The 23,232-nt window shown below is 59.6% G+C and carries 30 protein-coding genes; 22 read left to right on the top strand and 8 right to left on the bottom strand.

Features of this window, described 5'->3' with window-relative positions; translation table 11 throughout:
- Positions 1–60: 60 nt before the first annotated feature.
- Genes csa3 through PCAL_RS06715 form a run of 7 tightly spaced genes read left to right on the top strand, consistent with a single transcriptional unit; the run spans position 61 to position 5,766 of the window.
- Positions 61–666: a CRISPR-associated CARF protein Csa3 gene (gene csa3, locus PCAL_RS06745; protein WP_011849955.1), complete on the top strand. Its 606-nt coding sequence runs from the start codon at positions 61–63 to the stop codon at positions 664–666.
- Between the two features lie 46 nt (positions 667–712).
- Positions 713–1,006, top strand: coding sequence for a hypothetical protein (locus PCAL_RS06740; protein WP_011849954.1), 294 nt, complete (start codon positions 713–715; stop codon positions 1,004–1,006).
- 1 nt (position 1,007) lies between these two features.
- Positions 1,008–1,943 (top strand): DevR family CRISPR-associated autoregulator, encoded by a 936-nt coding sequence (locus tag PCAL_RS06735; protein WP_011849953.1) that lies wholly within the window; start codon positions 1,008–1,010, stop codon positions 1,941–1,943.
- Between the two features lie 20 nt (positions 1,944–1,963).
- Complete coding sequence (locus tag PCAL_RS06730; protein ID WP_193322579.1) at positions 1,964–2,773, top strand: type I-E CRISPR-associated protein Cas5/CasD; 810 nt, start codon at positions 1,964–1,966, stop codon at positions 2,771–2,773.
- Positions 2,760–3,641: a hypothetical protein gene (locus PCAL_RS06725; RefSeq protein ID WP_011849951.1), complete on the top strand. Its 882-nt coding sequence runs from the start codon at positions 2,760–2,762 to the stop codon at positions 3,639–3,641. Before PCAL_RS06730 ends, PCAL_RS06725 begins: the two co-directional genes overlap by 14 nt.
- Positions 3,638–5,104, top strand: coding sequence for a CRISPR-associated helicase Cas3' (gene cas3, locus PCAL_RS06720; protein WP_011849950.1), 1,467 nt, complete (start codon positions 3,638–3,640; stop codon positions 5,102–5,104). The genes PCAL_RS06725 and cas3 overlap by 4 nt, the downstream gene beginning before the upstream one ends.
- Complete coding sequence (locus PCAL_RS06715) at positions 5,101–5,766, top strand: CRISPR-associated endonuclease Cas3'' (protein WP_011849949.1); 666 nt, start codon at positions 5,101–5,103, stop codon at positions 5,764–5,766. The genes cas3 and PCAL_RS06715 overlap by 4 nt, the downstream gene beginning before the upstream one ends.
- Positions 5,767–5,966: 200 nt before the next feature.
- Here PCAL_RS06715 and PCAL_RS06710 read toward each other — a convergent pair whose 3' ends face one another.
- The 3 genes from PCAL_RS06710 to PCAL_RS06700 all read right to left on the bottom strand — a co-directional run bounded on the left by PCAL_RS06710 (position 5,967) and on the right by PCAL_RS06700 (position 8,198).
- Positions 5,967–6,371: a hypothetical protein gene (locus PCAL_RS06710; RefSeq protein WP_193322578.1), complete on the bottom strand. Its 405-nt coding sequence runs from the start codon at positions 6,369–6,371 to the stop codon at positions 5,967–5,969.
- Positions 6,372–7,108: 737 nt separating this feature from the next.
- A complete protein-coding gene (locus tag PCAL_RS06705; RefSeq protein ID WP_226951920.1) occupies positions 7,109–7,822 on the bottom strand; it encodes an SDR family NAD(P)-dependent oxidoreductase in 714 nt (237 codons plus the stop codon).
- Entirely contained in the window at positions 7,788–8,198 is a 411-nt protein-coding gene (locus tag PCAL_RS06700) for a NifB/NifX family molybdenum-iron cluster-binding protein (protein ID WP_011849946.1), read from the bottom strand. The genes PCAL_RS06705 and PCAL_RS06700 overlap by 35 nt, the downstream gene beginning before the upstream one ends.
- A 70-nt stretch (positions 8,199–8,268) precedes the next feature.
- On the opposite strand from PCAL_RS06700, the gene PCAL_RS06695 reads away from it, so the two are divergent.
- On the top strand, positions 8,269–8,883 hold the full coding sequence (locus PCAL_RS06695; RefSeq protein WP_011849945.1) for a molybdopterin-dependent oxidoreductase: 615 nt from the start codon (positions 8,269–8,271) through the stop codon (positions 8,881–8,883).
- Here PCAL_RS06695 and PCAL_RS06690 read toward each other — a convergent pair.
- Both PCAL_RS06690 and PCAL_RS06685 read right to left on the bottom strand, forming a co-directional pair.
- Positions 8,799–9,701, bottom strand: a complete 903-nt coding sequence (locus PCAL_RS06690; RefSeq protein ID WP_011849944.1) for a DMT family transporter — start codon at positions 9,699–9,701, stop codon at positions 8,799–8,801. The genes PCAL_RS06695 and PCAL_RS06690 overlap by 85 nt on opposite strands.
- Positions 9,698–11,266 (bottom strand): S49 family peptidase, encoded by a 1,569-nt coding sequence (locus PCAL_RS06685; RefSeq protein WP_011849943.1) that lies wholly within the window; start codon positions 11,264–11,266, stop codon positions 9,698–9,700. Before PCAL_RS06685 ends, PCAL_RS06690 begins: the two co-directional genes overlap by 4 nt.
- 52 nt (positions 11,267–11,318) lie before the next feature.
- On the opposite strand from PCAL_RS06685, the gene PCAL_RS06680 reads away from it, so the two are divergent.
- The 6 genes from PCAL_RS06680 (at position 11,319) to PCAL_RS06655 (ending at position 15,670) form a co-directional block, all read left to right on the top strand.
- Positions 11,319–12,188, top strand: coding sequence for a S1C family serine protease (locus PCAL_RS06680; RefSeq protein ID WP_011849942.1), 870 nt, complete (start codon positions 11,319–11,321; stop codon positions 12,186–12,188).
- Between the two features lie 26 nt (positions 12,189–12,214).
- Positions 12,215–13,222 (top strand): M20/M25/M40 family metallo-hydrolase, encoded by a 1,008-nt coding sequence (locus PCAL_RS06675; RefSeq protein ID WP_011849941.1) that lies wholly within the window; start codon positions 12,215–12,217, stop codon positions 13,220–13,222.
- A 28-nt stretch (positions 13,223–13,250) separates the two neighbouring features.
- Positions 13,251–13,643, top strand: coding sequence for a hypothetical protein (locus tag PCAL_RS06670; protein WP_011849940.1), 393 nt, complete (start codon positions 13,251–13,253; stop codon positions 13,641–13,643).
- A gap of 42 nt (positions 13,644–13,685) precedes the next feature.
- Positions 13,686–13,853 (top strand): DNA-binding protein CC1, encoded by a 168-nt coding sequence (gene cc1, locus PCAL_RS06665; protein WP_193322577.1) that lies wholly within the window; start codon positions 13,686–13,688, stop codon positions 13,851–13,853.
- A 348-nt stretch (positions 13,854–14,201) separates the two neighbouring features.
- A complete protein-coding gene (locus tag PCAL_RS06660) occupies positions 14,202–15,005 on the top strand; it encodes a ParA family protein (protein WP_011849938.1) in 804 nt (267 codons plus the stop codon).
- Between the two features lie 23 nt (positions 15,006–15,028).
- The gene (locus PCAL_RS06655; RefSeq protein WP_011849937.1) at positions 15,029–15,670 is read left to right on the top strand and encodes an eight-cysteine-cluster domain-containing protein; all 642 of its coding nucleotides are present in this window, start codon (positions 15,029–15,031) and stop codon (positions 15,668–15,670) included.
- On the opposite strand, the gene PCAL_RS06650 is transcribed toward PCAL_RS06655, so the two are convergent.
- Positions 15,667–16,674 (bottom strand): family 1 encapsulin nanocompartment shell protein, encoded by a 1,008-nt coding sequence (locus PCAL_RS06650; RefSeq protein ID WP_193322576.1) that lies wholly within the window; start codon positions 16,672–16,674, stop codon positions 15,667–15,669. The genes PCAL_RS06655 and PCAL_RS06650 overlap by 4 nt on opposite strands.
- A gap of 45 nt (positions 16,675–16,719) precedes the next feature.
- Here PCAL_RS06650 and PCAL_RS06645 point away from each other — a divergent pair, with 45 nt between their 5' ends.
- The 4 genes from PCAL_RS06645 (at position 16,720) to PCAL_RS06630 (ending at position 18,564) form a co-directional block, all read left to right on the top strand.
- A complete protein-coding gene (locus tag PCAL_RS06645) occupies positions 16,720–16,911 on the top strand; it encodes a hypothetical protein (protein ID WP_193322575.1) in 192 nt (63 codons plus the stop codon).
- 384 nt (positions 16,912–17,295) lie between these two features.
- On the top strand, positions 17,296–17,619 hold the full coding sequence (locus PCAL_RS06640; protein WP_011849935.1) for a hypothetical protein: 324 nt from the start codon (positions 17,296–17,298) through the stop codon (positions 17,617–17,619).
- A gap of 30 nt (positions 17,620–17,649) precedes the next feature.
- A complete protein-coding gene (locus PCAL_RS06635) occupies positions 17,650–17,967 on the top strand; it encodes a hypothetical protein (RefSeq protein ID WP_226951919.1) in 318 nt (105 codons plus the stop codon).
- A gap of 282 nt (positions 17,968–18,249) precedes the next feature.
- Complete coding sequence (locus PCAL_RS06630) at positions 18,250–18,564, top strand: hypothetical protein (RefSeq protein WP_193322574.1); 315 nt, start codon at positions 18,250–18,252, stop codon at positions 18,562–18,564.
- 355 nt (positions 18,565–18,919) lie between these two features.
- Here PCAL_RS06630 and PCAL_RS06625 read toward each other — a convergent pair whose 3' ends face one another.
- Positions 18,920–19,804 (bottom strand): DNA glycosylase family protein, encoded by an 885-nt coding sequence (locus PCAL_RS06625; RefSeq protein ID WP_193322573.1) that lies wholly within the window; start codon positions 19,802–19,804, stop codon positions 18,920–18,922.
- A 36-nt stretch (positions 19,805–19,840) separates the two neighbouring features.
- Here PCAL_RS06625 and PCAL_RS06620 point away from each other — a divergent pair, with 36 nt between their 5' ends.
- From PCAL_RS06620 to PCAL_RS06605, 4 genes are all read left to right on the top strand, one after another.
- Positions 19,841–20,494 (top strand): hypothetical protein, encoded by a 654-nt coding sequence (locus PCAL_RS06620; protein WP_226951918.1) that lies wholly within the window; start codon positions 19,841–19,843, stop codon positions 20,492–20,494.
- Entirely contained in the window at positions 20,466–21,431 is a 966-nt protein-coding gene (locus tag PCAL_RS06615; protein ID WP_193322572.1) for a hypothetical protein, read from the top strand. Before PCAL_RS06620 ends, PCAL_RS06615 begins: the two co-directional genes overlap by 29 nt.
- Positions 21,432–21,548: 117 nt before the next feature.
- Positions 21,549–21,758: a hypothetical protein gene (locus tag PCAL_RS06610; RefSeq protein ID WP_193322571.1), complete on the top strand. Its 210-nt coding sequence runs from the start codon at positions 21,549–21,551 to the stop codon at positions 21,756–21,758.
- 257 nt (positions 21,759–22,015) lie between these two features.
- On the top strand, positions 22,016–22,918 hold the full coding sequence (locus tag PCAL_RS06605) for a ParA family protein (protein ID WP_011849929.1): 903 nt from the start codon (positions 22,016–22,018) through the stop codon (positions 22,916–22,918).
- Here the strand turns inward: PCAL_RS06605 and PCAL_RS06600 are convergent.
- Positions 22,881–23,222: a hypothetical protein gene (locus PCAL_RS06600; protein ID WP_011849928.1), complete on the bottom strand. Its 342-nt coding sequence runs from the start codon at positions 23,220–23,222 to the stop codon at positions 22,881–22,883. The two genes, PCAL_RS06605 and PCAL_RS06600, sit on opposite strands and share 38 nt — an antisense overlap.
- Positions 23,223–23,232 lie beyond the last annotated feature (10 nt).

Raw genomic sequence — 23,232 nt, 5'->3', positions numbered from 1 at the left:
GGTATTATCCTTATACTTCTGCAGTGGTGAAAGGTTTAAATTGCAGGTGCCTGCACTTCAATGCGGCTCGCGGTGACGGTGGGGTTTGACGCAGATCTAGTGGTTAGGGCCTTGGCTAATATTAACGCTGATGAGATATACTTGGTGAGGGGGGTGACAGGCGGCGAGGGCGACGCCAAGTCTGAGGTCACGGTGCGTAGTATTTTGAAGGCGTTGAGGAGGGGGGAGGAGCGGGTGGTTGATCTGCGGGATTTGCCTACTGGGCTGAGGCAGATGGCTCAGATTCCCTTTGACGCCGTGGCCTTGGCTGGGGGGCCGCGGGCTCTTGTGATTGTAGCCTTCGTGGCCGCCGTGGTGAAGAGGGCGGGGCTCTTCTTGGTGCCTGAGTATTCGCCGCATCCTGTCGACGTGTCTGGGTTTGTCTCACTTGTTGCTCTTGGCCGTGTTTCTAGGAAGAAGTTGGAGATCTTGGCTGCCTTAAATTCGGAGGCTGAGGTGGAGGAGGTGGCTAGGGCTGTGGGGATTGATGTTTCAACTGCGTATAGGCATCTTTCTTCTTTGGAGGAGGCTGGGTTGGTGAAGGGGGTGGGCGGTAGGAAGAAGAAGTATAGCGTAGATCCTCTTGTTGTTGCGCTTGCCTCTTTATTTCTGCAAAATTCTGGTTAACAAACTGCAGGGTGGTATATTTATATTTGGGGCCTATTGTGCTCCTATGAGTGAGCGGGAGTTCAACGTCGAGCCGGTGGTTGAGCTTTTGGCTCAGTTGGCGCGGGAGAAGGTCTACGGCCCGCTAGACTTGTTGAGCAGGGTGGAGGACAACGACGAGTTTTACATGAGGCTGGCGCGGGAGGCCCTCTACTCGGCCCTCAGGTATCTATCCACGGAGAGGAGGAATGTGCCTGAGCTTGAGAAATCGGTAGAGCTCGCGTTGAGGGTGATTGAAAAGAGGCCCTACTTTGCGAAAGAGCTTGCGCTAAAGGCCTTGGCAAAGGCGATGAGTGGGTAGTATGTTTGTCTCAATAGGTCTCAGGTTTAGGGCTGAGGTCGAGGCGTTGAACATGGCTGAGTCTGTGGGCAACTATGCGCGGCACCGCTTGGCGCCGATAATCCTCGTCAGAAGGGGCGAGGACGGGTCAATAAAGGAGTATAAGGTGACTATGGCCCCCGCCGTGTCTGGGCAGTCCATCGCCTACGGCTACATGGCCGCTTTGGTAAAACTCGCGCTAGAGCGCGGCCTGCCAGTGAGCGACCAGGCCAAGAACTACGAGAACATTGGCGGGTTCTTTAAGAGGGCCGACGATGCGAGGCTGTCGTACGATGATAGGGTGAAGACGTGCGTAATCGAGGATTTAACCGGTTTTATGGCGGCTGGCGAGGGTAACGTCGCCGTGAGGAGGACCTCCCCCGTCATGTTCAGCTACCTTGTGCCAGATGGCACAACTGTGAGGGGGGTCGTTATGCCTCAGCTACATGTGAGGTACAACTTGCAGAACCCCGAACAACAGGTTCCGTTCCAGATTGAGGCGGGGACTGCGGTGTATGTCCACGGCGTTGCAATCGATGTGGACAGAATAGGCAGGCTCTCCGACGGCTCATATGTGTCGGACAGGGCGAAGAGGGTTGAGGCGGCCTTTGACGCCCTCAAGCTCCTCTACGGCGGCTTGTTGTTTGGCGCCAAGAAGGCGCGGTATTTGCCCATATTTGAGGCTCTGGGCGGGGTGGCTGCGGTGTCTGACAAACACTTCACAGTGTCGCCGCCGCGTTTCTACGACTATGTCGACTACAACGCTAGGCGCGCGGCGTCGTACTTGGGCAAGGTGGAGCTCTTCTGCTTCGACCGGGAGGGCATCACCAGCTGTGGGTCTCGTAAAGATGTAAAAGCCGCCGACTCCCTTGAGGGCTTTATAGATCTTGTGAAGGAGAGCGTCCTCAAAGCCTTGTAATGCGTTACGTCTTGCTAAAGGTGGATTTTTACTCTCCTTACACCTCTGTCCAAGTCTTTGCTGAACATGGCAGAGGCCCCCCTGTCCCGCCGCCTTCAACTCTCATTGGCGCCTTGGCCGCGCCTTTGTACCATCCTGAGGAGAGGTGGGAGTTGGGGGCGGATTTGCTCGACTTGGTTAAGTATGTCACCTTCTGGGTCCCTCCCTACGCCGTGGTTGAAAACATTTCTCGCCACTTCTCTATTTTCAGTCAGAGGAAACAACGCGCCAAGGTTATCGGTGCCGCGATGAAGCTGGTCGGAGGGGGGAGAGTCGCGGATGTCTACGATGATTTAAAGAACTATGCAAACGTTAGACAGAGTGTAGAGGAGTTGGAGAGATTTGGCCGTTATGATGCGGCTAGGATGGCCGTTCAAGTTCTTCTTCAGCCTGCCACTAGGCTGGAGACGTATTTTGCGGAGCCGGGGTACGTGTTGTACGTGGTAGAGGATAAGTTGGCTGAGGTTGCTAAGAGGGTGTTTAGGATTGGGCCTAAGGAGTCTCTTGTGGCGGCTACGCCGATTGAGGTTAGGGTAGAGCCGTTAGAGAGCGAGGTGGTCAAGACGCGCTTTTACGCGCCTGAGGAGGCTGGGAGTCAGTGGAGCAAGTGTGTCAACGTCTACATGCTTGAGCGCCCGAGCAAAAATCCTCTTGCGGATTTGAAGCGCTACTGCGTGCCTGAGCCGCTTAACGACATGGAGGTTGAGGTTGGGAAAGGCTGGAGGGCTGTGAGAATTGTTGGCGAGGGGGTTGAACTCAAGGCTGTGTTGCCTAGCTATGCCGCGCCGTAAGTCCCAAGAGGCAAGCTCGGCCGAGGTGTGTGTAAACTTGGAAAATGTAGAGAGGTTTCTGAACTTTGTGTATTTCTATAAGGCGAATGCCGTCTCTATTCTCGTCAGCGGCCGCGAATTGGCTGGTGCAGATGTGGGGAGTCTCGCAGAGCTCTTTAATAGCTATGTGAGTGGGTTGAAGGTCAAGGGGGGCAAGTCGCGGAGGGAGGGGGAGTGTGGTGATTGGCAGAGCCTAGATCCGAAGGACTTTGAGGTGTGTGGTAAAAGGCTCTCTTCTGATGAGCTGGTGGAGATGAAGGAGTATTTGAAGTGGTCTTCTAGGCCGTATAAGCTTAAGACGAGTGAGGTTTTTAAGACGTCGTGTGGTATTGCTAAGCTGGCGGAGGCGGCGGATAGGATTATGCGGGTGAGGATAGGCGATGTGAATTATGTCATGGTGATTGAGGTTCCGCCTGAGAAGATCCACGAGCGGATGAGGATGGCTGAGGTTAATAGGAGGTTTTTTGAAATGGCGAGGGGCGATTTGGGGTTTACTGAACTGTTTGTCTTGGCGAATGCTCTTCTGGTGCAGACGTTGGGGGGCAACTGTAATGTTCCAGCCCGCCTTGTGTTAATAAGGGACCCGTACTACACCTCTCTGCCTCTCTCCGCCTCGTCTCTGTGCAGAGAGAAGGAGTTTGCGCAGTTTTACTTGGATTTGGTGCGGGCGAGGTCTGGCTATACCTCGTATGTGGCTTCTGCGCTTTTGCGGTATTTGCAGACGGGGGACGTTGGGGAGCTTTACGCTATTGTGCGTAATATGACGCAGAGTAGGAGGCTTACTTCGGCGGAGCGTGATGCAGTGTCTAGGCTGGTGGCGCGTATATGAGACGCGCTATTTTGAGGGCTGTTGAACTAGTGAGGCGTGGTGTTGACAAGTTGGTGTTGGAGTTGCCCACTGGCTATGGCAAGACGGAGGCAGCGCCTGTGATTTACAAGGCGTTTAGGGAGCGGGGGGTGTGTTGGAAGGCTATCCACGTCTTTCCCCTGAGGACGCTTTTGCACAAGACGCTTGAGAAGTACTCCAAGAAATACGGCGACATCTCTTTCACGTATCAGGACGGCGACATCTCCCTCGTCAAGAGCGGGTACGTTAAGGACCCCTACTTCACCGGCGAGTATGTCCTCACTACGATTGATTCATTTGTTCACAACCTCTTCAAGGCGCCGGTGGCCGAGTTGCCCCGGCTGTTGCGGGGGAGGTCGGTGCACTACCACGTCCCCTTTGCCTACATCTATCCGGCTTGCGTATTTTTTGACGAGGCGCATATTATGGCTGAGGGGGGACAGAAGGCGGCCGCGGCGTTGAGGGTCACTGTGGAGGCCCTCGTCGACGCCGAGATTCCAGTGGTTGTAATGTCTGCCACGCTGGGGGAGTGGAAGTGGGAGGTTTTCAAGGGCTTTGAGTTTGTGACGCTGGGGCCTAAGGGCACCGCTGGCTACGACCCAGATTTTGAGGCCGAGCTTGAGGAGACAAGGTATGTGACAAAGGTAATACGTGAAGAAGACGTGCTCGCGGTGGCGCAGGAGGAGGTGAAGAGCGGGAGGAGGGTGCTCATAGTTGTAAACAACATATCTAAGGTAGTTAAGTGGTACCAAGAGCTGAGGGACTACGGCGCCGTGCTTATCCACTCTCTCCTGACTAGGGAGGACAGGCGGAAGGCAGAGGAGGCGTTGTGCCCCGTTCCGGACAAATGTGAAGCTCAGGGGGCTAGGATTGTGGTAGGGACAAGCGCTATAGAGGCGGGCGTAGATGTCAGCTTTGACACACTTATCACATCTGCCGACTCGCCTGAGTCCGTGGCGCAGAGGGTTGGCAGAGTGTGCAGGCGCGGCGGGAAGTGCGAGGGGCGGATATACGTCTTTGGCAAAGACGCAGAGAGGTACCTGGGCGTTAGGGAGTGGCGCCTCCCCTACAAGGAGGGTAGCTACGTGCCTCTATTGTCGAAAAACTTGGAGTCGGACAGGAGACTGGAGTGGTTTTTGCGCCAACTATACCGCATGCTCTATGTTGACCCAGATAACTTGTCTAAGGTCTTTAAAATTTTTGGATACACCTACGTTAGAGAATACGGCTTGCTTGAGGTTTGTACCTCCGTTGAATACAGCCCTGAGAAGTGTTTCTCAACCTCGATAGACAGAGTCAACTTCCCCGTGGGCGTGGTAGTAGATGGGAAGGTGCAGGAGGTGGAGAAGGTAGACGAGAGGTGGCTAATGGAGTGGGTAGAGAACCACGGCGAGTTTCCCATTCTCTATGCGAAGAAGTATGTGCCAGGCGTGGGACCTCTATGACGTGTCTGGCAGGGCCCTGCGAACCGCTTGACCGCCACCTCTTAGAGGTGGCCGAGTGCGTGGCCAGGGAAGGCGCGCTTGTGGCCCATAAGTTGGCCAGAGTCTTCTCAGTGGGCCCCGAAGAGGCGCTTGACTTGGTAGTCTTTGCGGCTCTTCTTCACGACGTTGGGAAGGCCGACGTCGAGTACAACGATGAGAGCGGCTACTACCCCCGCCACGAGGTTAAATCAACCGCTGTAGCATACAAGGTTATGAAGCGGCTGGGCTTGGTGGAGAACTGCCGCCTAAACGGGGAAAGTGGGATCAGTGGAATCTGTAAGGCGGTGCTTGCCGCGATAGCTCTGCACCACTACTCCCACAAGGCCCCAAAGGCCGGCGCGTCCAGCTTTAAGGCCAGGTGCGGCGATCCCGTACACGCTATCAAGAAGTGGTCTCCCCACACGCCGCTCGGCGCATCAATGAAGGGGGCAGTCATTGCCGCATTAGAAGAGGGCACCGAGAACTTGTGTTTCGACAACATCGTAAATAGTCTGAGTAAAACACCGCCGAGACTAGCCAGCGCAATTTCGGCGATACTGGGCGTGTTAAATAAGTGCGATATAGAGACCGCCAAGAAAAATCGATGCAAAGAGACCACATCGACAACTCTACTAAAGAGCTAGCATAAGCGGTAACCCGTCGAAGTATCACAAAACGGCGGGAAGGATTGACTAAATAGGCGGAAAAGAGGGGATTGGGGAACTAGCGTCGCTTCTTGAGGAGCGCAACTGCCGTTGCAACCGCGACTGCTATTGCGGCTACGGCGTGCATGTGGTGTCTAGGAGAACTTTTGAGGAGCGGCGGAGACTCTTCGGCGTGTTGATCAAGGTGTAGCCAGCTCTCTGCCTGCCTGGGCCACGGCGCGTTCTAGCTGGTGGGCCTTGTAGAGCATCCAGAGGAGGAGGACGACGGCGAGCCAGGCGAGCTGGGGGACGAGTAGGAGTAGGGCCACCGCCCAGGGCCATGGCCAGGATAGCTGGTAGGTCTGCTGGGAGCATCTTATGCGCATGGTGTAGGTGAAGAAGAGGGCCTTGGTCTTTACCACCATGATGTCGCCTATCCGGTCCACGTAGACGTCGTCTAGGACTGTCTCCAGCACGCGGCGGAGGGCGTCGGGGCTCGGCGGGCAGGCCACAGGCACCCGGGGCCTGGCCAAGCCGTATACAACGGCCGCAACGACGATGACGGCAAGGACGGCGATTAACAGAACCTCGCCACCCAAGATCATGTGAATTACTTTTCTCATGTTTATATCTCTTCCCCTTTCGGCCGGCGTGGAGGCTACGCTTGTGTTGACAGCGTCCAATTCGCGTGGGGGTCCGCCTTTAAGCCGCCTTTGCCCTCTCTACGCCGCGCTCCCGGGAGCTGGGGCGCCTATCGTCGGCGTACCGTGGTTAAAGCGCGGTTTTAAAGGCGGTACGAAAATGGACGCAGCCACTGTCCGTCTCCGTTTGCACACCGGTGGCCGTTGGGGTCGAGGTTTGTGCTTCAGCGACTCCCACTTCCACACTGTCTACACTTGCTTTTAAACTGCCGCCTGCTGTTAGTGGCATCATCTGTGCCTAGTTGGCCAGATTTTCCATGGAGAGAGGCTGACTACAAGTGCAAGTGCCCTTGTGTTTCTTGGGAAGACTCATCGGGGGAGGGGATGATGAGAGGGTATTGAGGGAACAGATGCCCGTCGGCCTGGCCCACTGACCTTCCCCCTCCCCGTGTCTTTATGCAGTTTAATTTTTAAGGTTTTCTCCGCTGACCTTAAACGTTTACGAGCGTTGGTAGCCCCTCCAGGCGATGGCTGTGCACTAGCCTCGGCGTACTTCCTCGGTTAGACTATCCGCTTGTACTGAATAGCGGCGAGGGGGCAGGTCTGTGTCAGTGCTGGGGGTGACGGGGTGGGTGTACTATCTGGCGCTGGTGTTGATGGTTGTTTTTGAGGGGGTCTTATTTCTGTAGGGGGGCCGGTTGCTATCCTCTTAGTCTTCTTCCTCCGTCGACGGGTATGATGGCTCCGGTTATCCACCTGGCTTCGTCTGTGAGGAGCCAGATTATTACCTTGGCCACTTCGGCGGGGGGTGCCTGGGGGGCTCCTAGGGGTGGGGGCTGGGCGTCTGGGTTGTCTTCTTTGGCCATTCCGCCGGGGGCCACGGCGTTTACTCGTATGCCTCTGTCGAGGAGCTCCGCGGCTATGGACTCAGTTGCCTTGGCTAGGGCGGCTTTGGCGGCTACGTAGGCCACGTGTCTGGGCCACGCGGCGTATGTCCCGCCTATGGAGGAGGTGAGGACTATGGAGGAGCCGGGGGGCATTAGGGGGAGGATGGCCTTGACGGCGTATATGTGGGCTTTTAGGTTTCTGGCGAGCATGTCCTCTAGCTCGGCTTCTCCCACCTCTTCCACTCCCCCCGCGGCGTATCCCCCCGCTGTCACTACTAGGCCGTGTACGGCGTTGAAGGCCTTGGCGGCCTCCTCGGCGGCGGCCTTTGCCTCCTCTGGCTTGGAGAAGTCGCGTGTCCCCATGCGTGCCCCGAGCTTGGCTAGGTGGGGCTTGGGGGTTCTGGCGAAGGCGTATACCGAGGCGCCCTCTGCGATGGCTAGGCGCACTACCGCTGTGCCTAGGCCGGGGCCGGCGCCTGCTACTACTACGTTTTTACCCCTCAGCCGCATCTCCGAGGGCGCGTTCAAACTCCTCTGGGTTCTCTCTGATGTACTGCTCGAGGAGGTCGATGGGGACGGGGTCTGTGTAGAGCATCCTCACGCCTTGGCTTGTGAAGTAGTTGTGGCTGGTCTGGCAGGCCCCCGCGGCTATCACTGCGTCGACGTCTGGGAGGACCTTCTCTCTGAGCCAGGCGTATTTGGACACGCCGTGGTGGTGGTGATGGTGGGCGTGGTGGTGTGGCTGGGCGTCTAGGTCTGGGACGTCGCCTAGGGGGTTTTTCCGCTCTTCTACGGGCCTTAGCCCGCCTCCTGGGGTGTATTCGTAGATCTTGAAGATGGGGGCGTGGGCGAAGTGCCCGTCGTATACCTGCCCCTCTGGGGTTGATGCCACTGCTATTCTCATGTGCCCTTCTCGATGGATATTAATAAACATTGGTGGGAAAGTGCTAATAAATGCAGTTCGGGGGTGTGGCGTGGAGTGTAGGGAGATTAGGGTGGATAGGCCTTGGCCGCCTAACCAGTCCCGGGTGAGGCGGTTTGTGGTTTACGACGTGTTTGACCCGCCTGACGTGCCGCCTGAGAGGCACGTGGTCAGGGTGGTGGGGGCTGTGGAGAGGCCGGTGGAGGTGCCGCTGGTGGAGCTTCAGCGTAGGTACCCCTGTGTGGAGGTGGTGGCGCCGTTTCACTGCGTCACGGGGTGGTCTGTGGAGGGGGTGAGGTGGAGGGGGGTGCAGGTCCGGGCCTTGCTTGAGGAGGCTAGGCCGTATGGGGGCTACGCCTTGGCGTGGGGGGTGGATGGGTACAGCGCCTCTCTCCCCGTGGAGGCCCTCTGGGAGGAGTCCACGATCATCGCCTGGGCTTTGAATGGGGAGCCTCTTCCCAAGAAGCACGGTGCGCCGGCGAGGCTGGTGGTGCCGACTCGTTATGGGTGGAAGAGCGTGAAGTACTTCACGGCTATCGAGGTGTTGGAGGAGCCGGTGCCGGGGTACTGGGAGGCCTTGGGCTACTCGCTTAACGGCGACCCCTGGCGCGAGGAGCGGTTCGACTTCGGCCGCCCGGCGATGCGGGGGAGGAGGGTGGGGTTCTGAGCGTAGTAGACGCCGGCCACTGCCAGGGCCATGCCAACGGCCTGTAGGGGGGTCACCGCCTCCCCCAACGCCGCGGCCGATATGGCTGTGGTGATCACTGGCATTAGGGGGAGGACAGCGGCGGCGCGTTGTGGGCCTATCTCTCTGACCGCGGTGTTCCACGCGGTGTAGGCAAGGGCCCCGGGGACCGCCGCCACGTATAGGACCCACGCCGCGGTCTCCCAGTGGGCTAGCCAGCCGTAGTGGGCCAGGGGGGCCAGCGGCGCCAGCTCGGCGGTGCCCACCAGGCTTATCCAAGCGGAGGCCTCTGCGGGGCTGTACCTGGCGTATACCCGCCTCACGTACACCGTGTAGAGAGACCACGAGAGCGTGGCCGCGGCGGCCAGTAGCGGGCCCTCGACGGCCCTAACCTGGGCTTGGGGGGCCAGGACTAGGTAGGCCCCGGCCACGGCGGCGGCGCCTCCCGCCAAGACGTGGGGGTTGGGCCTCCTCTTGCCCGCTGCGGCCTCGATTAGGCTTGTGGCTGGGCCGGCTAGGACTACGAAGAGGGCCGCGGCGGCCGCCGTCATGTAGTGGAGGGCGGTGTAGAGGAAGGTGTTGAAGGCGGCTACTCCCAACAGCCCGGCCACGGCGAGCTGTGCTAGGGCTCCTCGGTAGGGGGGCGCCCGGGCTAGGGCGAATATGATGGGGGTGGCAGCTACAAATCTTACGAGGGATAGGGCGAGGGGGTCTGCCCCCGCCGCGGCGAGGCGCCGCCCCGCCACGTAGTTGGTGCTCCACGCGGCCACTGAGAAGAGGGCTAGGGCGAGGCCCTTCACTGCGACGTCAGCCAGTCCACTACGTTGGAGAAGAACTTGTGGTTGTCTCCCAGCTGTATGAAGTAGGGGGTGAAGGACCTCACTGCGCCGACGAAGAGGAAGTTGCCCACCTGCGCTGCAATTGTGTAGTTGCCCCACCCGTAGCCGAAGGCGTATGCCCACGCCTCAAGTCTGTGGGGGGCGCTTGTGGCGACGGCGGAGGGGCTGAAGAGGACTAGCCGCGCCGCCCCACTGAGCAGCGTCCAGTTGCCTCTGGCCTCCACGGCCACTATTTGCCAGTTTTGGTCGAAGGCCGTTGCCCCGGTTGTGTAGTTGTAGACGGCGCGGAGTCCCGACATGTTGAAGTACATGGGCAACGTGTCGGGGGCCGCCACTGCGCCGTATGGGGCAATGTACGCCGTTCCCCCTATTGTGACTATGCCGCTTGCCCTCACGTCGTAGAAGTAGGCCACTTTGACGCCTCTCTTCGTGGCGTTGAGGACGGCCTTGACGGCGGTGGGCGAGAAGGGCGTTGCCGGGTTTGCCACCACTAGGGCTGTGGCGTTGGAGAGGAGGGCGGCGAGTCTGTCCTCGGTGGCTGCGGCGACTAGGGCGTAGCCCCTCTTGGCCAACTCTGCGCGGAGGACTTCTAGGAAGCCCTTGGGCACCACGTTGCTGTGCGCGGCGTCTAGCACCACGTAGCGCCTGCCGGCGGGGACCTCGGAGACGGCGGGCAGGGAGGCTTGCTGTTGCCTAATGTCGATCTGCAGGGCGGGGGGCCACATGTAGAAGATGGGGAGCGGGGTGGAGTTTAGGAGGGCGGATAGGGAGGCCCTCTGGGAGGCGGGCCCCTGCGTGGCGTTTAGGGGCTTGAGGTACTCCACTTGGTACTCTCTTAGGCCGAGCTCCTGTGCCATGTCTCTCACCGCGTCGGGGACACCGCCTATTTTGTCCACTAGCCCCATTTCCAGGGCCTGGCTGGCGGTGTAGAGGGCGGCGGTCTCCAGCTCCGTGGCGTTTACCCTCAGCCTCCCCCTCCTCCCCTCGGCGACTGCCTTTACGAAGTTGTTCCGCACCTCCTCCACCGCGTTGTAGAAGGAGGTGAGGTCCATCCCGTAGTACTTCAGGGGCCCGGTGGTGTATACGTAGTCTGGGGCGTCGTAGAGGTACTCGTCGGGCCATATGACGGCTATTACCCCTATGCTCCCCACCCAGCTGGAGGGCGTGGCGTATATCTTGTCCGCCGCGGCGGCGACGTAGTAGGCCCCCGAAGCGGCTAGGCCGTAAACCACCGCGTACTTGGGCTTGCCGAGGCCGCGCAGAGTGGCGTAGAGGGCCTCTGTGTCTGAGACAGTGCCGCCCGGCGAGTTGATCACGAGGACGACCCCCGCCACGTCTCCCCTCTGGGAGAGCTCCACTAGCCTCTGCGCCAGGGCGCCGGCGTCTGGGCTCTGTATGACGAAGTCCAGTGTGGCCACCACGATCTTGGGCGGCGGCGCTGGGGCTGGCGGGTGGAGGGCTAGGTAGGCGAGTATGGCCGCCACGGCTATGGCTGGGATCACCGCTATGGCTATCCAACCTCGCATATGGGCCGCGTGTTGGGAGTATATATTTTTAAGCCCGGGGGGCGGAGGGGGCATGGACTTGAGCGGCCTCGTGGAGAGGGTGTCCAAGTCCGTGGTAGCTGTGGTGACTAGGGGTGTGGAGCTCTGGGGAGAGGGGTTCGGCTCCGCCTTCTCCGTGGGCGAGGGGTTCTACGCCACTGCCTACCACGTGGTGTCCACCGCCGGGGAGGTGGCCTTGGTGACCCCCGAAGGGGAGAGGGGCACGGCCGAGGTGGCGGCCGTCGACCCAGAGGAGGACCTAGCCCTCCTCTACTCCTCCCTGGTAGCCCCTCCTCTGCCCTTGGGGAGCGCCTTGGAGCTTAAGGTGGGGCAGGGGGTGGTGGCGGTGGGGTACCCTCTGGCACTGTTGGACAAGCCCACGGCCACGTTCGGTATTGTGAGCGCGGTTGGGAGAGCGCTGAAGGCTGGGGACAGGGTGTTCGAGTTCCTTATCCAGACCGACGCGGCTATTAACCCGGGCAACTCGGGGGGGCCTCTTGTGGACATGGGGGGCAGGGCGGTGGGGGTGAACTCGGCCGTCATTGCGGGGGCGCAGGGCATAGGCTTCGCAGTCCCCATAGACCTCGTGAAGATTATGCTGGAGATGTTGAAGCGGTTTGGGCGCTACGTGAGGCCGAGGCTGGGGGTCTACGTGGCGGCGTTGAACAAGGCCCTCGCGGCGGCCTACGGCCTCCCCATAGCCAGGGGCCTGCTCGTGGCTGGGGTCTACCCCGGCTCGCCTGCGGAGAGGTTGGGCATAAGGCCCGGCGATGTCATCGTCAAGGTGGACGGCCGCGCTGTGTCCAACGTCTTTGAGCTCAGGCTCTTCCTCGCCGAGGCCGTGGCTCAGGGCAGAGAGCCGGCCGTCACTGTGTGGAGGGCGGGGCGGGAGGTGGAGCTATAGTTATATACTCTCCATATCCCACCGCCATGGACGCGGGGTGGCTTTTGGAGGAGTTGCTTAAGATATATAGCCCGCCGCATGGGGAGGGGGAGTTGGCCAAGTTTTTGCACAGCTTCTTGAGGCAGTACGTGGCCGACGTGTGGATCGACGAGGCGGGCAACGTGGTGGCTGTCAAGGGGCGGGGGGAGCCGGTGGTGTGGCTACACGCCCACATGGACACGGTGCCCGGCCCGCTCCCGGTGAGGCGGGAGGGCTCCGTGCTGTGGGGGCGGGGGGCGGTGGACGACAAGGGCCCCCTAGTCTCCTACGTCAAGGCCTTCCTAGAGACCGAGCCAAGGGGCACCCTCGTCCTCGCCCTCGTGACGGCGGAGGAGGACGACAGCGCGGGCACGGAGGCCCTCCTCAGGGGGGGACCCCCGAGGCCTGCCCACGTTTACGTGGGTGAGCCCACGGACCTCCACGTGGCTTACGCCTACAGAGGGGGGGCCAAGGTGTACATTGAGCTGACGTCGAGGGGGGGCCACGCGAGCTCGCCCATCTACGGCAACATTGTGGAGGAGCTCTTCGGCGTGTACCAAGAGGTCAAGCAGAGGCTCGGCCACGCGGAGAAGTTCGACTCCTTCACAGTGACTCCCACCGTGGTGCAGTGCGGCGACGCGCCCAACAAAGTGCCCACTAGGTGCGTCATGATCCTCGACGTCCGCATCCCCCTGGACAAGACCTGCGCCGACGTGGCGGCGGCCCTCCCCCCCGCGGCTAGGCTGGCCACTTGCACAAACCCTGCCGCCGCCTCTCCCACGTCCCCCGCCGCCCGGGCCCTGGTGAGGGCCTTGCTGAGGCTGGGCATAGAGCCCAAGTTGAGCAGGAAATGGGGCACCGCCGACTTCAACCTCCTCATCTCTCTCACCAAGAGCATAGCCGCCTTCGGCCCCGGCGACCCCAAGTACGCCCACACAGAGGACGAACACATCGACATACGCCAAGTGGAGACAGCCGCCGCGGCGCTTAAGATGGCCGTGGAAGAGCTGAGATAAAGAATTAAAAGGGGGACCATCTACACATGTGGAGTCTATACAGTGGCTTATCCACCTCTTCGCCCTCCTCCTAGACCTCCCCCTGGCCAAGGAGAAGCACTTCTCCGCCTACGTAGACGGGGGCAGGCTGGTGGTGTGCGTGGCTAGGGCGCCTAGTGAGTTGGCGGTGGAGGCGGTGGACGTGGAGGGGCACTACGTCCACCCCTCCTCCGTGGAGGCGCGGGGCGACGTCAGGCGGGAGGGCGGCCGCCTCGTGGTGCCCAAGGGGTCCACAGCCGCCCTCTACGTGCCCATTGTGGCTGAGCCGAGGCGTGTGAGACTGATCACAGGCGACGGGGCGGTGGAGGTCAAGGTCGGCCGCGGCGGGCTCTGCCCCGTCGAGTCGGCCCATCCCCGCCACGTCCCAGCTCCGTATTACTAATTCTTAGACGTTGGAGATTTATACTGAGGCAAGTTGTGGGGCATGGCGAAGCAGAAGTTAAAGTTCTACGACATAAAAGCAAAACAGGCATTTGAAACAGACAAGTATGAGATAATTGAAAAAGACACAGCGAGGGGCAAGATGAAGTTTGCCGTCGCCACATCGCCGTACACCGGGATTAAGGTCTACAGGCTGTTGGGCAAGGCGTAAGCCGCCTCCACACAATATAACCCTCTTTTTAAAACCTCCCCTAGAACCCCACTTCTCCCCCTTTCCCCCTCGTAAGTGCAGTAGGGGGCGTCTACTCTGGGCCGCCTCCCCCCCCCCAAGGACGTGGGAGACACAGTCGGCGAAGTATGCCTCTAAACACCTTGGACGCCACTATGAGGCCGGCGTCTGATAGGCGCCCCGCCCCCTGGCCCTAGAGCCAAAGAGTATGACGCGGGCGTTGGCTCAAGCAGTAGGTCTACAATCAACGCAGCCTACGCTCGCGTAGAAGCCGCGCTATAAAACGTTTGCCCTCCAGAGACTGTTATAAAGCTGGGGGCCGCGACAAGTGTGACAGTTTTTGCCTTTCTCTCCGCGGGGGGCGGGGTGGGCAAGACCACCATGGCTCTGCACTTGGCGCACCGCTTCCTGCTCGAGGGGCGGCGGGTCCTCCTCGTGGACTTGGACCCGAGCGCGGGCTTGTCCACCGCCCTCCTGGGGGAAGAGGGGGCGGCCAGGGCCGAGGAGTCCGGCCTGACCGTGGGGCACCTCCTGTGGAGGCTTTTGAAGGGGGCGCCCGTGGACTGGGCGGGGTATGTGGCCAGGCCGCGGCTGGGGGGCCTCGAGGTGGACCTCTTGGTGGGGGGCGAGGAGCTCAGCGACGTCATGGGCTCCATATGGTTCTCCGCCACGTGGCCCAGCCCGGAATCCGTGCTTGGGCGCCTGCTGGGCCCCGTCTTCGCCGCGTATGAAGTAGTCATCCTCGACACTATCCCCTTCTACGAGCGGCGGTACTCCATGTCTGCGTTTTTCGCCGCGGAGAAGGTGGTCGTCGTGGCGCATCCCTACGGCGCAGAGCCGGCTAGGCTTAGGAGGATGTTCGCCAAATTTGCCCAAGTCCTGCAAACCACGCCTCTGGACATGAAGACGCGCCTCTTGGTAAACAAGGTGGGCAACGACAGAGAGGGCAAGGCGTGGAGAGAGAGACTCGCCCAGGCGGCTATCCCAGTGTTTAAGACAGTGATTGGGGACAGAGTGGCCTACTCCCGCGTCCCCGAGATGGCCTACGTCAAAGACAGAAAGGCTAGGGGTGAGGTGGAGTCCTGGTTTAGAGAGGTCGTGGAGTGGGCCGCCACAGAGGTGGAAGTGTTTTAATAATAGTACACATTGCACGCGTTATGGTAGTTAAATTTGTGCTTGCCCTTGTCTTAGTAGCGCTTGTTGTGTGGAGTTTTGTAGAACTCGGCGGTGGCTGTTGCACATTGCGCCAGGGTTTTTGCTACGGGTCTCTCTGCGGCTATGTGCTGAATTTCACGTCGTGCCAGTCTTTTGGCAATTATACCCCCTACGCCGAGGTGAAAGCTGTAGATGGGGCTGTTTTAGTAAGCGGCAGAGTTGTGCCAAATTGTTGCTCGGAGGTTTTAAAGGCTGTTGTAAGCGAGTCGGGAGGCGTGCTCTTTATCTACTTACTAGAGGCAGATTTAGACGGCGTGTTGTGCAAATGCGTCTGTCCTAGGGATTTTAACTTGTCGACTACGTGGAGCGGAAGGGAGGTGTCTGTGTTGTGGGTTGTTTTCCACGGCGGCGCCTTGGCGAGCGCGGAGGTTCTCTACACTACATTCTGCGGCGTTTCTACCTACGGGGAGTGTAAAAGCGACGCCGATTGTGTGAGAGACGGCTGTTCTGGGGAAGTGTGCCGCAGTGTGCATGAAGAGGCTACTCCCACTCCGTGTGTTTGGAGGGAGTGCTTTGACGCAGGGCGGTACCGACTTAAGTGCGGCTGCGTCAACGGGAGGTGTCAATGGACCTACGCGGGCTAGCCCTCTCTTAGCACTGCCACGCCTTTTTCCTGCCTCACTCTTACGGCTATGGTTTCCCAGAGGCGGAAGAGGTGCTTCCCGTCTTCTGGGCCGAGGTACTCCACCTCTGTGTCTGCGCCTATTACGAGGTCGAGGGTCTGCGGAGACGCCGAGATTAACAGGGCCGCGGAGGGGGGCACAACCGGCGTGGGGACGACGTCTTTTACAATGGCCTTTATCCTAGTCAGCTCCATTACGCCGGTTTTCTCATACACCGACACTAGTTTGGCGAATCTGGCCGGGTCTACGAAGAGGATGTAGGGCCCCGGCGCGCCTGCCTTAATGAGCTCCGCCACCGCCTTAGACACCTCTGCCACCGCCTTGCCGGGCTCGTCCCAGCTCGTGGCCGCCATCTTTAGGGCATTGGAGAGGTTGAGGAGGGTGTGCGCCACCAGCCTGTCCTCCTCAAGCGCCAGCTCGGCGGCGGCGCGCAGGGCGTCTCCCGCGTCTAAGGGCTGCCCAGTCCTCTTGGCGTAGTCCAAGGCGGCTTGGCTAATCTTAAACTTGGCCGAGATCTCCACGAGCTTCACCGCGTCGCGAACGCCCTCTCTCTCCACGGGGACGTACTCCACGCCTCTGCCCACTCTCGTGGTCGGGATATAGCGCCTAAACACTCGTATAGAGTCGGCGGCCTGCCGCGCGGCCTCTCTCAACTCGGCCCACTCGTCCTGCGGCGGGTCGCCGCCCTTCTCGGCCACCTCCACAGCCCCCTTCTCCAACTCGGCGACGAGCTCTGGGTCAAGGCCCTTGAGCAGGGCCAAGAATTCTCCAACGTGAGTCTTCTCCTCCCTGGCCACGTCTTCAAACACTTTTCTCACCTTCTCGTCGTCTATGGCTCTGGCGAGCTGTAGGTATAGGCTAATGGCGTCTAACTCGGCAATTATGGCAAGCCTAAGGGCGTCCGCCACCTCGCCCTTTGTCAACTTCCTATCGGGAGGAATCTCAAGGGGGTGTTTAGAGAGCATTTGTATATCTACGTGTAAGTTATAAACATTACCCGTCCACCAGTCGTGAGAAAGTGCCATAGGTTTAGGCACAGGGGCCGGCCCCCCGTATTTGGGCGAGTAGAGGAGGTGCCCCCCGCCGTCGTGTACATCTCCGTCGCAAGCGCCGGGGTCGACGCCATAAGTCTGGCCCACTTGGAGAGATTCCGGTGGAGGAAGGCTCGGCGTCTCTGCGGCTACCGCGTGGCGAATTCTTGAATCTGGGAGGGGGAAATCGCCGAGACTCTGGTGTTGGGCAAGCCGTTTAAGGCGAAAGCCTAAGCATTTTTGAAACACATTTCACATGGGCTGGGAATTGGACAGGGACTGGCACCTACGGGGCATGTGGCCGGGCAGAGGGCCTTGGAGCTGGTTACCGCCCCCACTTAGGCCAGGCTGACGCCTCTGGCACCACTGGTGGCCTAGCCCATGGCCCATCGCCACGAGGGAAGAGGAGCTTAGGTACCTAGAAGAGACGCTGAAATACTTAGACGAGGTAAAGAAGCAGATCGAGGAGAGAATCGCCGAGCTGAAGAAAGAGCTAGGAAAATAACCTCTTTTCCCTCCTCTCGCGGACCTCCCGGGGCCGGCTTCACCCACCCCTTGCCAAAAGAGGCGGCGAACGGCTACGTCGTTGTGCTTACTCCTCAGTCTGCGCCTCTAGTGGGGGAGAGAGTGAGGCCCCTCCTGAGGAAGCCCTACGTCGTAGTGTTGAATAAGTGGGTGGAGGGGCTTCCCGGCCGCAAGGCTGAGGCGCTGGGAAGGTCGAGGTGGGGCCCCGCGTGGCTTATCGTCGAGGACGAGCCAGTGGTCGAGGTGGCCACTGCCCAGGGGAAGCTACCATACGACATATCGCCCCGGCCTAAGTTCGCCGAAGCCACAGAGAGAATAGCCGCCTTCATAGCCAAAGTCTTCTACAGCGTATAAGATATTAGGAAGAGTATTTTTCTATTTTCCATGGGCCGGTGCGACGTTGGAGCCATCATGTTTGCTGGACTGATGTTGCTGGGGGCGGGGGTGGGTCACCTACTGGGTTACCCTGGCGCAGGGGCTTTTATAGGCATAGGCTTGGGCTATGTGGCTATGGCGCTTCTCAGAGGAAGAGCCGTTTTCCTGCTTGGGCTTGGCGCAGTTTTCCTGGTGACTGGGGTTGAGCAGTTGCTCGGGTTGGAGGAGCAGTGGAGGACAATGGGCGCGCTGTTTACAGTGCTCACTGGTCTCGGCTTTGTGTTGTGGGGAGTCTCTCTCCTGAGGGCAAGGACTGGTCAATTCTAACTTTTTCCAACTCCCGTTAGAGAGACGGCTCTTTCAACCAGAGGCTGCCGTCTCCACGGACGTGTACGTGGCCTTGTCGTTTACAATGCTGAAGGTTCCCGAGGGAGAAGTAGAGGAGTTTGCGGATGAGCAGATGGCTACGTCGTGGCGCCGAGGCTATAGACAAAATAGTAGCCTTCGTAGCCAAGGCCTTCTACAGCGTATAACATATAAGTATACTTTATGGCGTCTTCTATGGGTAGTGGACGCGGCAACAGTGGCCGTATTCTGTTTTGGAGCCTTGTGCTTATTGGATTGGCGGTCTTGGGGTTTGGGATCGGCCTTCTGGTGGGCCAAGCCACGGTGGGGGCTTCAATAGGGTTGGGACTGATACTTATACTAATGGTGTATCTCAGAGAGGGCCCCGCCCGCGGCCGTTTTGGGGCCGTCTTCTCCCTTGGCCTCAGCGCATTTTTCCTGGCGCTTGGGGCTGTGCAGTTGCTCGGCTTGGCGAAGGCAGAGAGAGTAGTGGTAGATGCTTTGTTTATAGTGATGTCGAACATCACCTTCTTGTGGTGGGGAGTCTCTGCAGTTTTGGCCAAGGCTAGTCAATCCTAACACGTTTTTTGGAACTCTCGTCTTAGAGAGACGCCTCTATCAACATAGACGCGACTGTGCTACAGGCGTGTACGTGGCTCTCTCCTTCGCGAGCTTGCCTCGCTTATCTGTCAACTTTCCGAGGAAGTCGCCTCCAAAAGAGACAGAAACCCTTGAACGGTATGCCCACCGCTAGTTTCACGTTTTTAACTTTCGTGTGTTTAATATCTCTGTGTGAAGATGGCGGGGTTTTCCGATGGGTGAAGAGGCTTTACTGGGGCTGAACATCTTTATTTGATGTATGTTTCTCTTGGTGTGAGGAGCCGGAGTACCTCTGACTTGTGAGGAGAGGTCCGCGTGGGCGGCGTGTGGCCGATTAGTGGCACATCTCTGTCTTCCACATGCCCATTGGCGAGACCTCTTCCATTGGTGTCACTTGGCCTTTCTTCAGCCTTTCGAGGGCCTTCCGTAGGGGGGCCGCGTCTAGGGCCACGGTGTAGAGGTAGACTGCGAGGCCTGCCCATTGGCCGAACTTCTCTCGGAGGTATTGCTCTGCGTCTTGGCCCACGGCCTCTTGGACGAGCCGCTTGACCCACCTGTCTACGGGGGCTGCGTCGTATCTCCGGTGGGCGAGTAGCTCCACGAGGCTCCTCGTGTAGGGCCCTACGCCTCTCGCCTTGAAGGGGTCTCCGCCTTTTGCAAAGGTCTCGGCCACGGCGGCTATGGTGGCGGCGCGGTATCCGATGGGGCAACTCCTCAGCTTGTCTCCCAGGTCGAGGACCTCGCGTGGGGTCGGCGGGGCGATGGTGTACATCTGCCCCAGCCTCATCGGCGTGCCAAACCGCTTTATTATACAGCAGAGCCCCCTCCAGCCCTGGAGGAAGCTGGCGTTTTGCTGTAGCACTGCGACTAGGAAGGCGTACCAGGGCGTGGCAGATCTGAGCCTCCACTTTGCAAATATCCGCGGCGCCTCTCTGAGAATGGGGTCCCCCGCCGCCCGGCGGAAGAAGTCGGAGTAGTCCTCGCCCAGGCCGAGCCTCTTGGCCACGAGCTCCGCCGCCTCACCCTTTTCCACCTCCCCATAACCCGTCACTCTCAGCCACGTCCCCTCCTCCTCGACCACGAGCGCCGCGTCTCTGTCCTCCACGAGGACAAGCCTCTCCCCGTCGTAGTACCATTTGAAGTTGTAGACGGCGGCTGTCAAGTGGAAGTCCACGTCGCCCTTCTCTACCCGTATGACGAATCTCTCCTCAAGCTCCACGGCGTAAACCATATATTCCTATAAATGGATTGGCGCGTGGACTTGCTTTTGGAGCTCTGCCGCGGGGGCACGCCGGCGGAAGTGCGGCTGGTGGAGAAGGTGTTTTCTAGGGAGGCGCTGGAGAGGCTGGCCTCCGCCGGCCTTGTCGCCGTGGAGGGCGGGGTCGTCAAGCCTCTGGCGTGTAGAGGGGGTGGGGGGCGGCTTGTCTTCCCCCCGGCGCATATGGGGTACGTGGTTGTGCCGTGGCTTAAGAAGGCACTCGGCGCGTCGCCTCCGCTGGCTGTGGCAGACGCGAGGCTGAAGGGGCGCCTTGAGGTAGAGGCGGTGTACGTCTCCGACTTGGGGGAGAGGGAGTTCTACTACTCTCCCTACCTGGGCTTCTCTGTGTGCTCGGTGGAGCAGTGCTACGCCGATATTTTGACTTTTGGGGAGCCTGGGCCGTATCTCGTGGATTTGGTGTGGTCTAGGGGGCTCTACGACGTGGACAAGGTGTACGAGCTGGCTGGGGAGAGGGGGCGGCGGATACTCGCCGCGTTGGTGGTGTGGGACATGGTGTTGACGGGGCGCTCCGTCTCCTGGGGCCGCTTTGACCCCTACCGCGAGGAGTTCGAGGAGTGGCTGGACTACGTGGCAAAGTGGGCCACTTGGGCAATATTGGACGATGGCGGAGTCGACCGCCTCTCAATTTAGGCGCCTCTTCTCCACGGCGCCTACCCTCGGCGAAATCGACGGCGCTATAGAGGCGCTGGGGATCCCCCTGACGCCGCACGAGCTGGCGCAGATGAGGATGGACTTTGAGCGCGTAGCCTATATGCACCGCTACGCGGCCGTGCTTGGACGCGGCGGGCTAATCCTCGGCGGGGGGTACGTGATAAACTTCTTGGTGCTCCCAGAGGTAGGCGAGCCGCCGCGGCTCACCTTCGACATAGACACGGCGACCCGGCGCGCTACAACTAAGGCCGAGGCTCTTAAGCAAGTGGCTTCGCTAAATCAAGCACTCATAGAGTCCGGACTTGCCGCCTCCTTAGAGGTCGGGGGCAGGCGCATCTACTTGGGCCTCCTTGAACACGACATAGAGCGGGACGTCCTCCCCTTCCTCCTCCCCCTGCGCATACCCGTCGTGTCCAGGTGGTCCGGCGTGCCTCTCTGGCGCTTCTTAGCGTCGCGAGGCATAGAACTGCGGTACCGCGATGTGGAGGAGGCGAAGAGGGCCTCAGTGGAGACGCTGGGCGTAGACGAGCCCAAGGTGGACTACTTAAGAGTGGGGATCTCCATAGCGCTGGAGCCCCCGGTGGCAGAGGTGAGGGGCCTCCCAGTGTCCGACATCTCTTGGCAATTGTCCTTGAAGCTTAGGGAGAAGCTTCTGAGGCCGGTGGCCGAGGGGAGAGTGGTCGCGGAGGCCCACGACATGGTTAAGGCCTTGCTCGACTTGAGGGCCGTGGACTGGTACAACTTACGCGAAGGCGCAGAGTGTAGGGCCGTAGAAGCCGCGATTAGACAGGCAGCGCAAGTTGCCGCAGATTTTTGGCAAAGCCACCACTACCTGTTGGTAAGAAAGCGCTACCCCACGCCCCAAGATGTAGCTCTTAGAGTCTGGAAGTCGCTCAAACAAAGACTTAACTGCTAGCGTGGACCATACACGTTCCCGCAGGCAGCGACAGGCGCCAACACGTGGGCATTATGATAGGCCCGGCTCTTCAACAGCCGCGTGCCTGCCTCCACCAACCGCTCAGTGACGTAGGGCTTGAGCTACGTCACCCTCTCCTTTGCCTCCTCCAGAGGCCACCCGGCGACGAGGAGGTTCTACAACGTGGCCACCATTTTGAGGATGAGTGCATCATTCAAGCTTGTCAATGGTTCCCACCTCTCCTTGTCCACGTTAACAAAGCTGGTAAGCTTAAAGCCCAGACTGAGCATGCACGTGCCGCAGAAGAGGTGGAAGAAGTTTAGCTAGGGGCTGTAGGGGCCCCATATGTACATGTTACACTTGTAGCCTGTGGGGAAGTCGAGGGTTTCAGTAGGTAGACGACCTTTTGCACCCTCAGCCTAGCCCGAAAGCTACTTTCCGCACCTTCTACTACTCCCAGCCTTGCCATAGCCCACGCAAGTAGGTTCAGTCTACCTCATACGTCCCCCGTCTGCTTTACTTTACTTCTTGTATATCCTCCATTTATAACGGAAAGTATTATATTTACACGTAGACGAGTGCTTATGCATGTGGTTAGTTTCATCTCTGCCAGCGGCGGCGTGGGGAAAACCACGCTTTCTCTGCTCACCGCGGGCGCCTACGCATTGCACGGTAAGAGGGTGTTGCTTGTTGACTTAGACTCATCGGCCACGGCCACTATGTGGACGGTGGGAGACCACGCCGAGGACTGCAACTTGAAGACTCTCCTCCAGAGGCTGGTGGATTTTAAGACGGGGCGCGTGGGCAGGCCGCCGGACGCGGGGGAGTGTGTGAGGAGGGTTAGGGTGGTGGGCACTCATTCGGACTTTCACCTCCTGCCGGGGGGAAATCTAGACGACGTGGCTGGCGAAGTGAAGAACCTCCCCAAGTGGAGCGACCTCCTCGTGGACCTGCTGGGGCCCCTCGTGGACAAGCACGACATCGTCATCCTCGACTCGCCTAACTGGGTTTACTGGTCTTTCCCCATGACGATCCCCCTCTCCTCATTCTATGTGGCTATTACTCGGCCGGGCGAGGCCGAGGTTAAGAAGACCGCTGTCTTCCTCCAGCGCGTGTACGCAGTCATGAGGAACCAATTCGGCATAGACAGCCCCGACTTGTACATCTCAGTGTTGTTAAACCAGATTAGGGATAACAGGGTGGATAAAATAGCAGAGGCGTGGGAAGAGACGCGTAACACGATAACTAAGGCGTTTCCCAATATTACAGTCATTAAGTGGGAGGAGAGAGCCAAGTACTACAGCGATAAAGTGGAGAGCGAGTACTACGGCTTCAAGCTCAAGAACGGGCTCGGGATAGAGGAGTACCGCGAAAAGGGCCATGTGCTAAAGAGGGACAAGGGGGAGGACAAGCTACAGTTTGAGGCCTACTTCAAGGCTCTTAACAGGTTTATTGAGTCGACGGCGCCTTATAGAAGAGTTGAATGACCTCTCCGCCTACGTAGACGTATACGTCTATCCCCAGCTGGGAGGCCCAGGCGAGGAAGTTGCGCAGGGGGTTCGACACCTCCTCCGCGATCACAACCAGGGCGGCCTTCCCCACGGCGTATTTGTAGGCGAGGGCTTGGCCTAGGCCGTAGTGGGCCCTCTCGGCGCACTCCACCTCCACTGGCACCCCGCCGCAGTCGAGGTCTGGCTTAACTTGGACGAAGCCCAAGTCGAGGGGCTTGCCCTCTTGGCACCCCATGCGCAGTCTAACCTCGGCCAAAAACAGGCGCTCGGCGCAGGTCATGCCTCCGCTC

It is taken from the genome of Pyrobaculum calidifontis JCM 11548 (assembly GCF_000015805.1).
In the GTDB taxonomy this organism is placed as follows: Archaea; Thermoproteota; Thermoprotei; order Thermoproteales; family Thermoproteaceae; genus Pyrobaculum; species Pyrobaculum calidifontis.
Note: the sequence above shows the minus strand (reverse complement) of the source record. Positions and strands in the feature narration are given on the sequence as shown.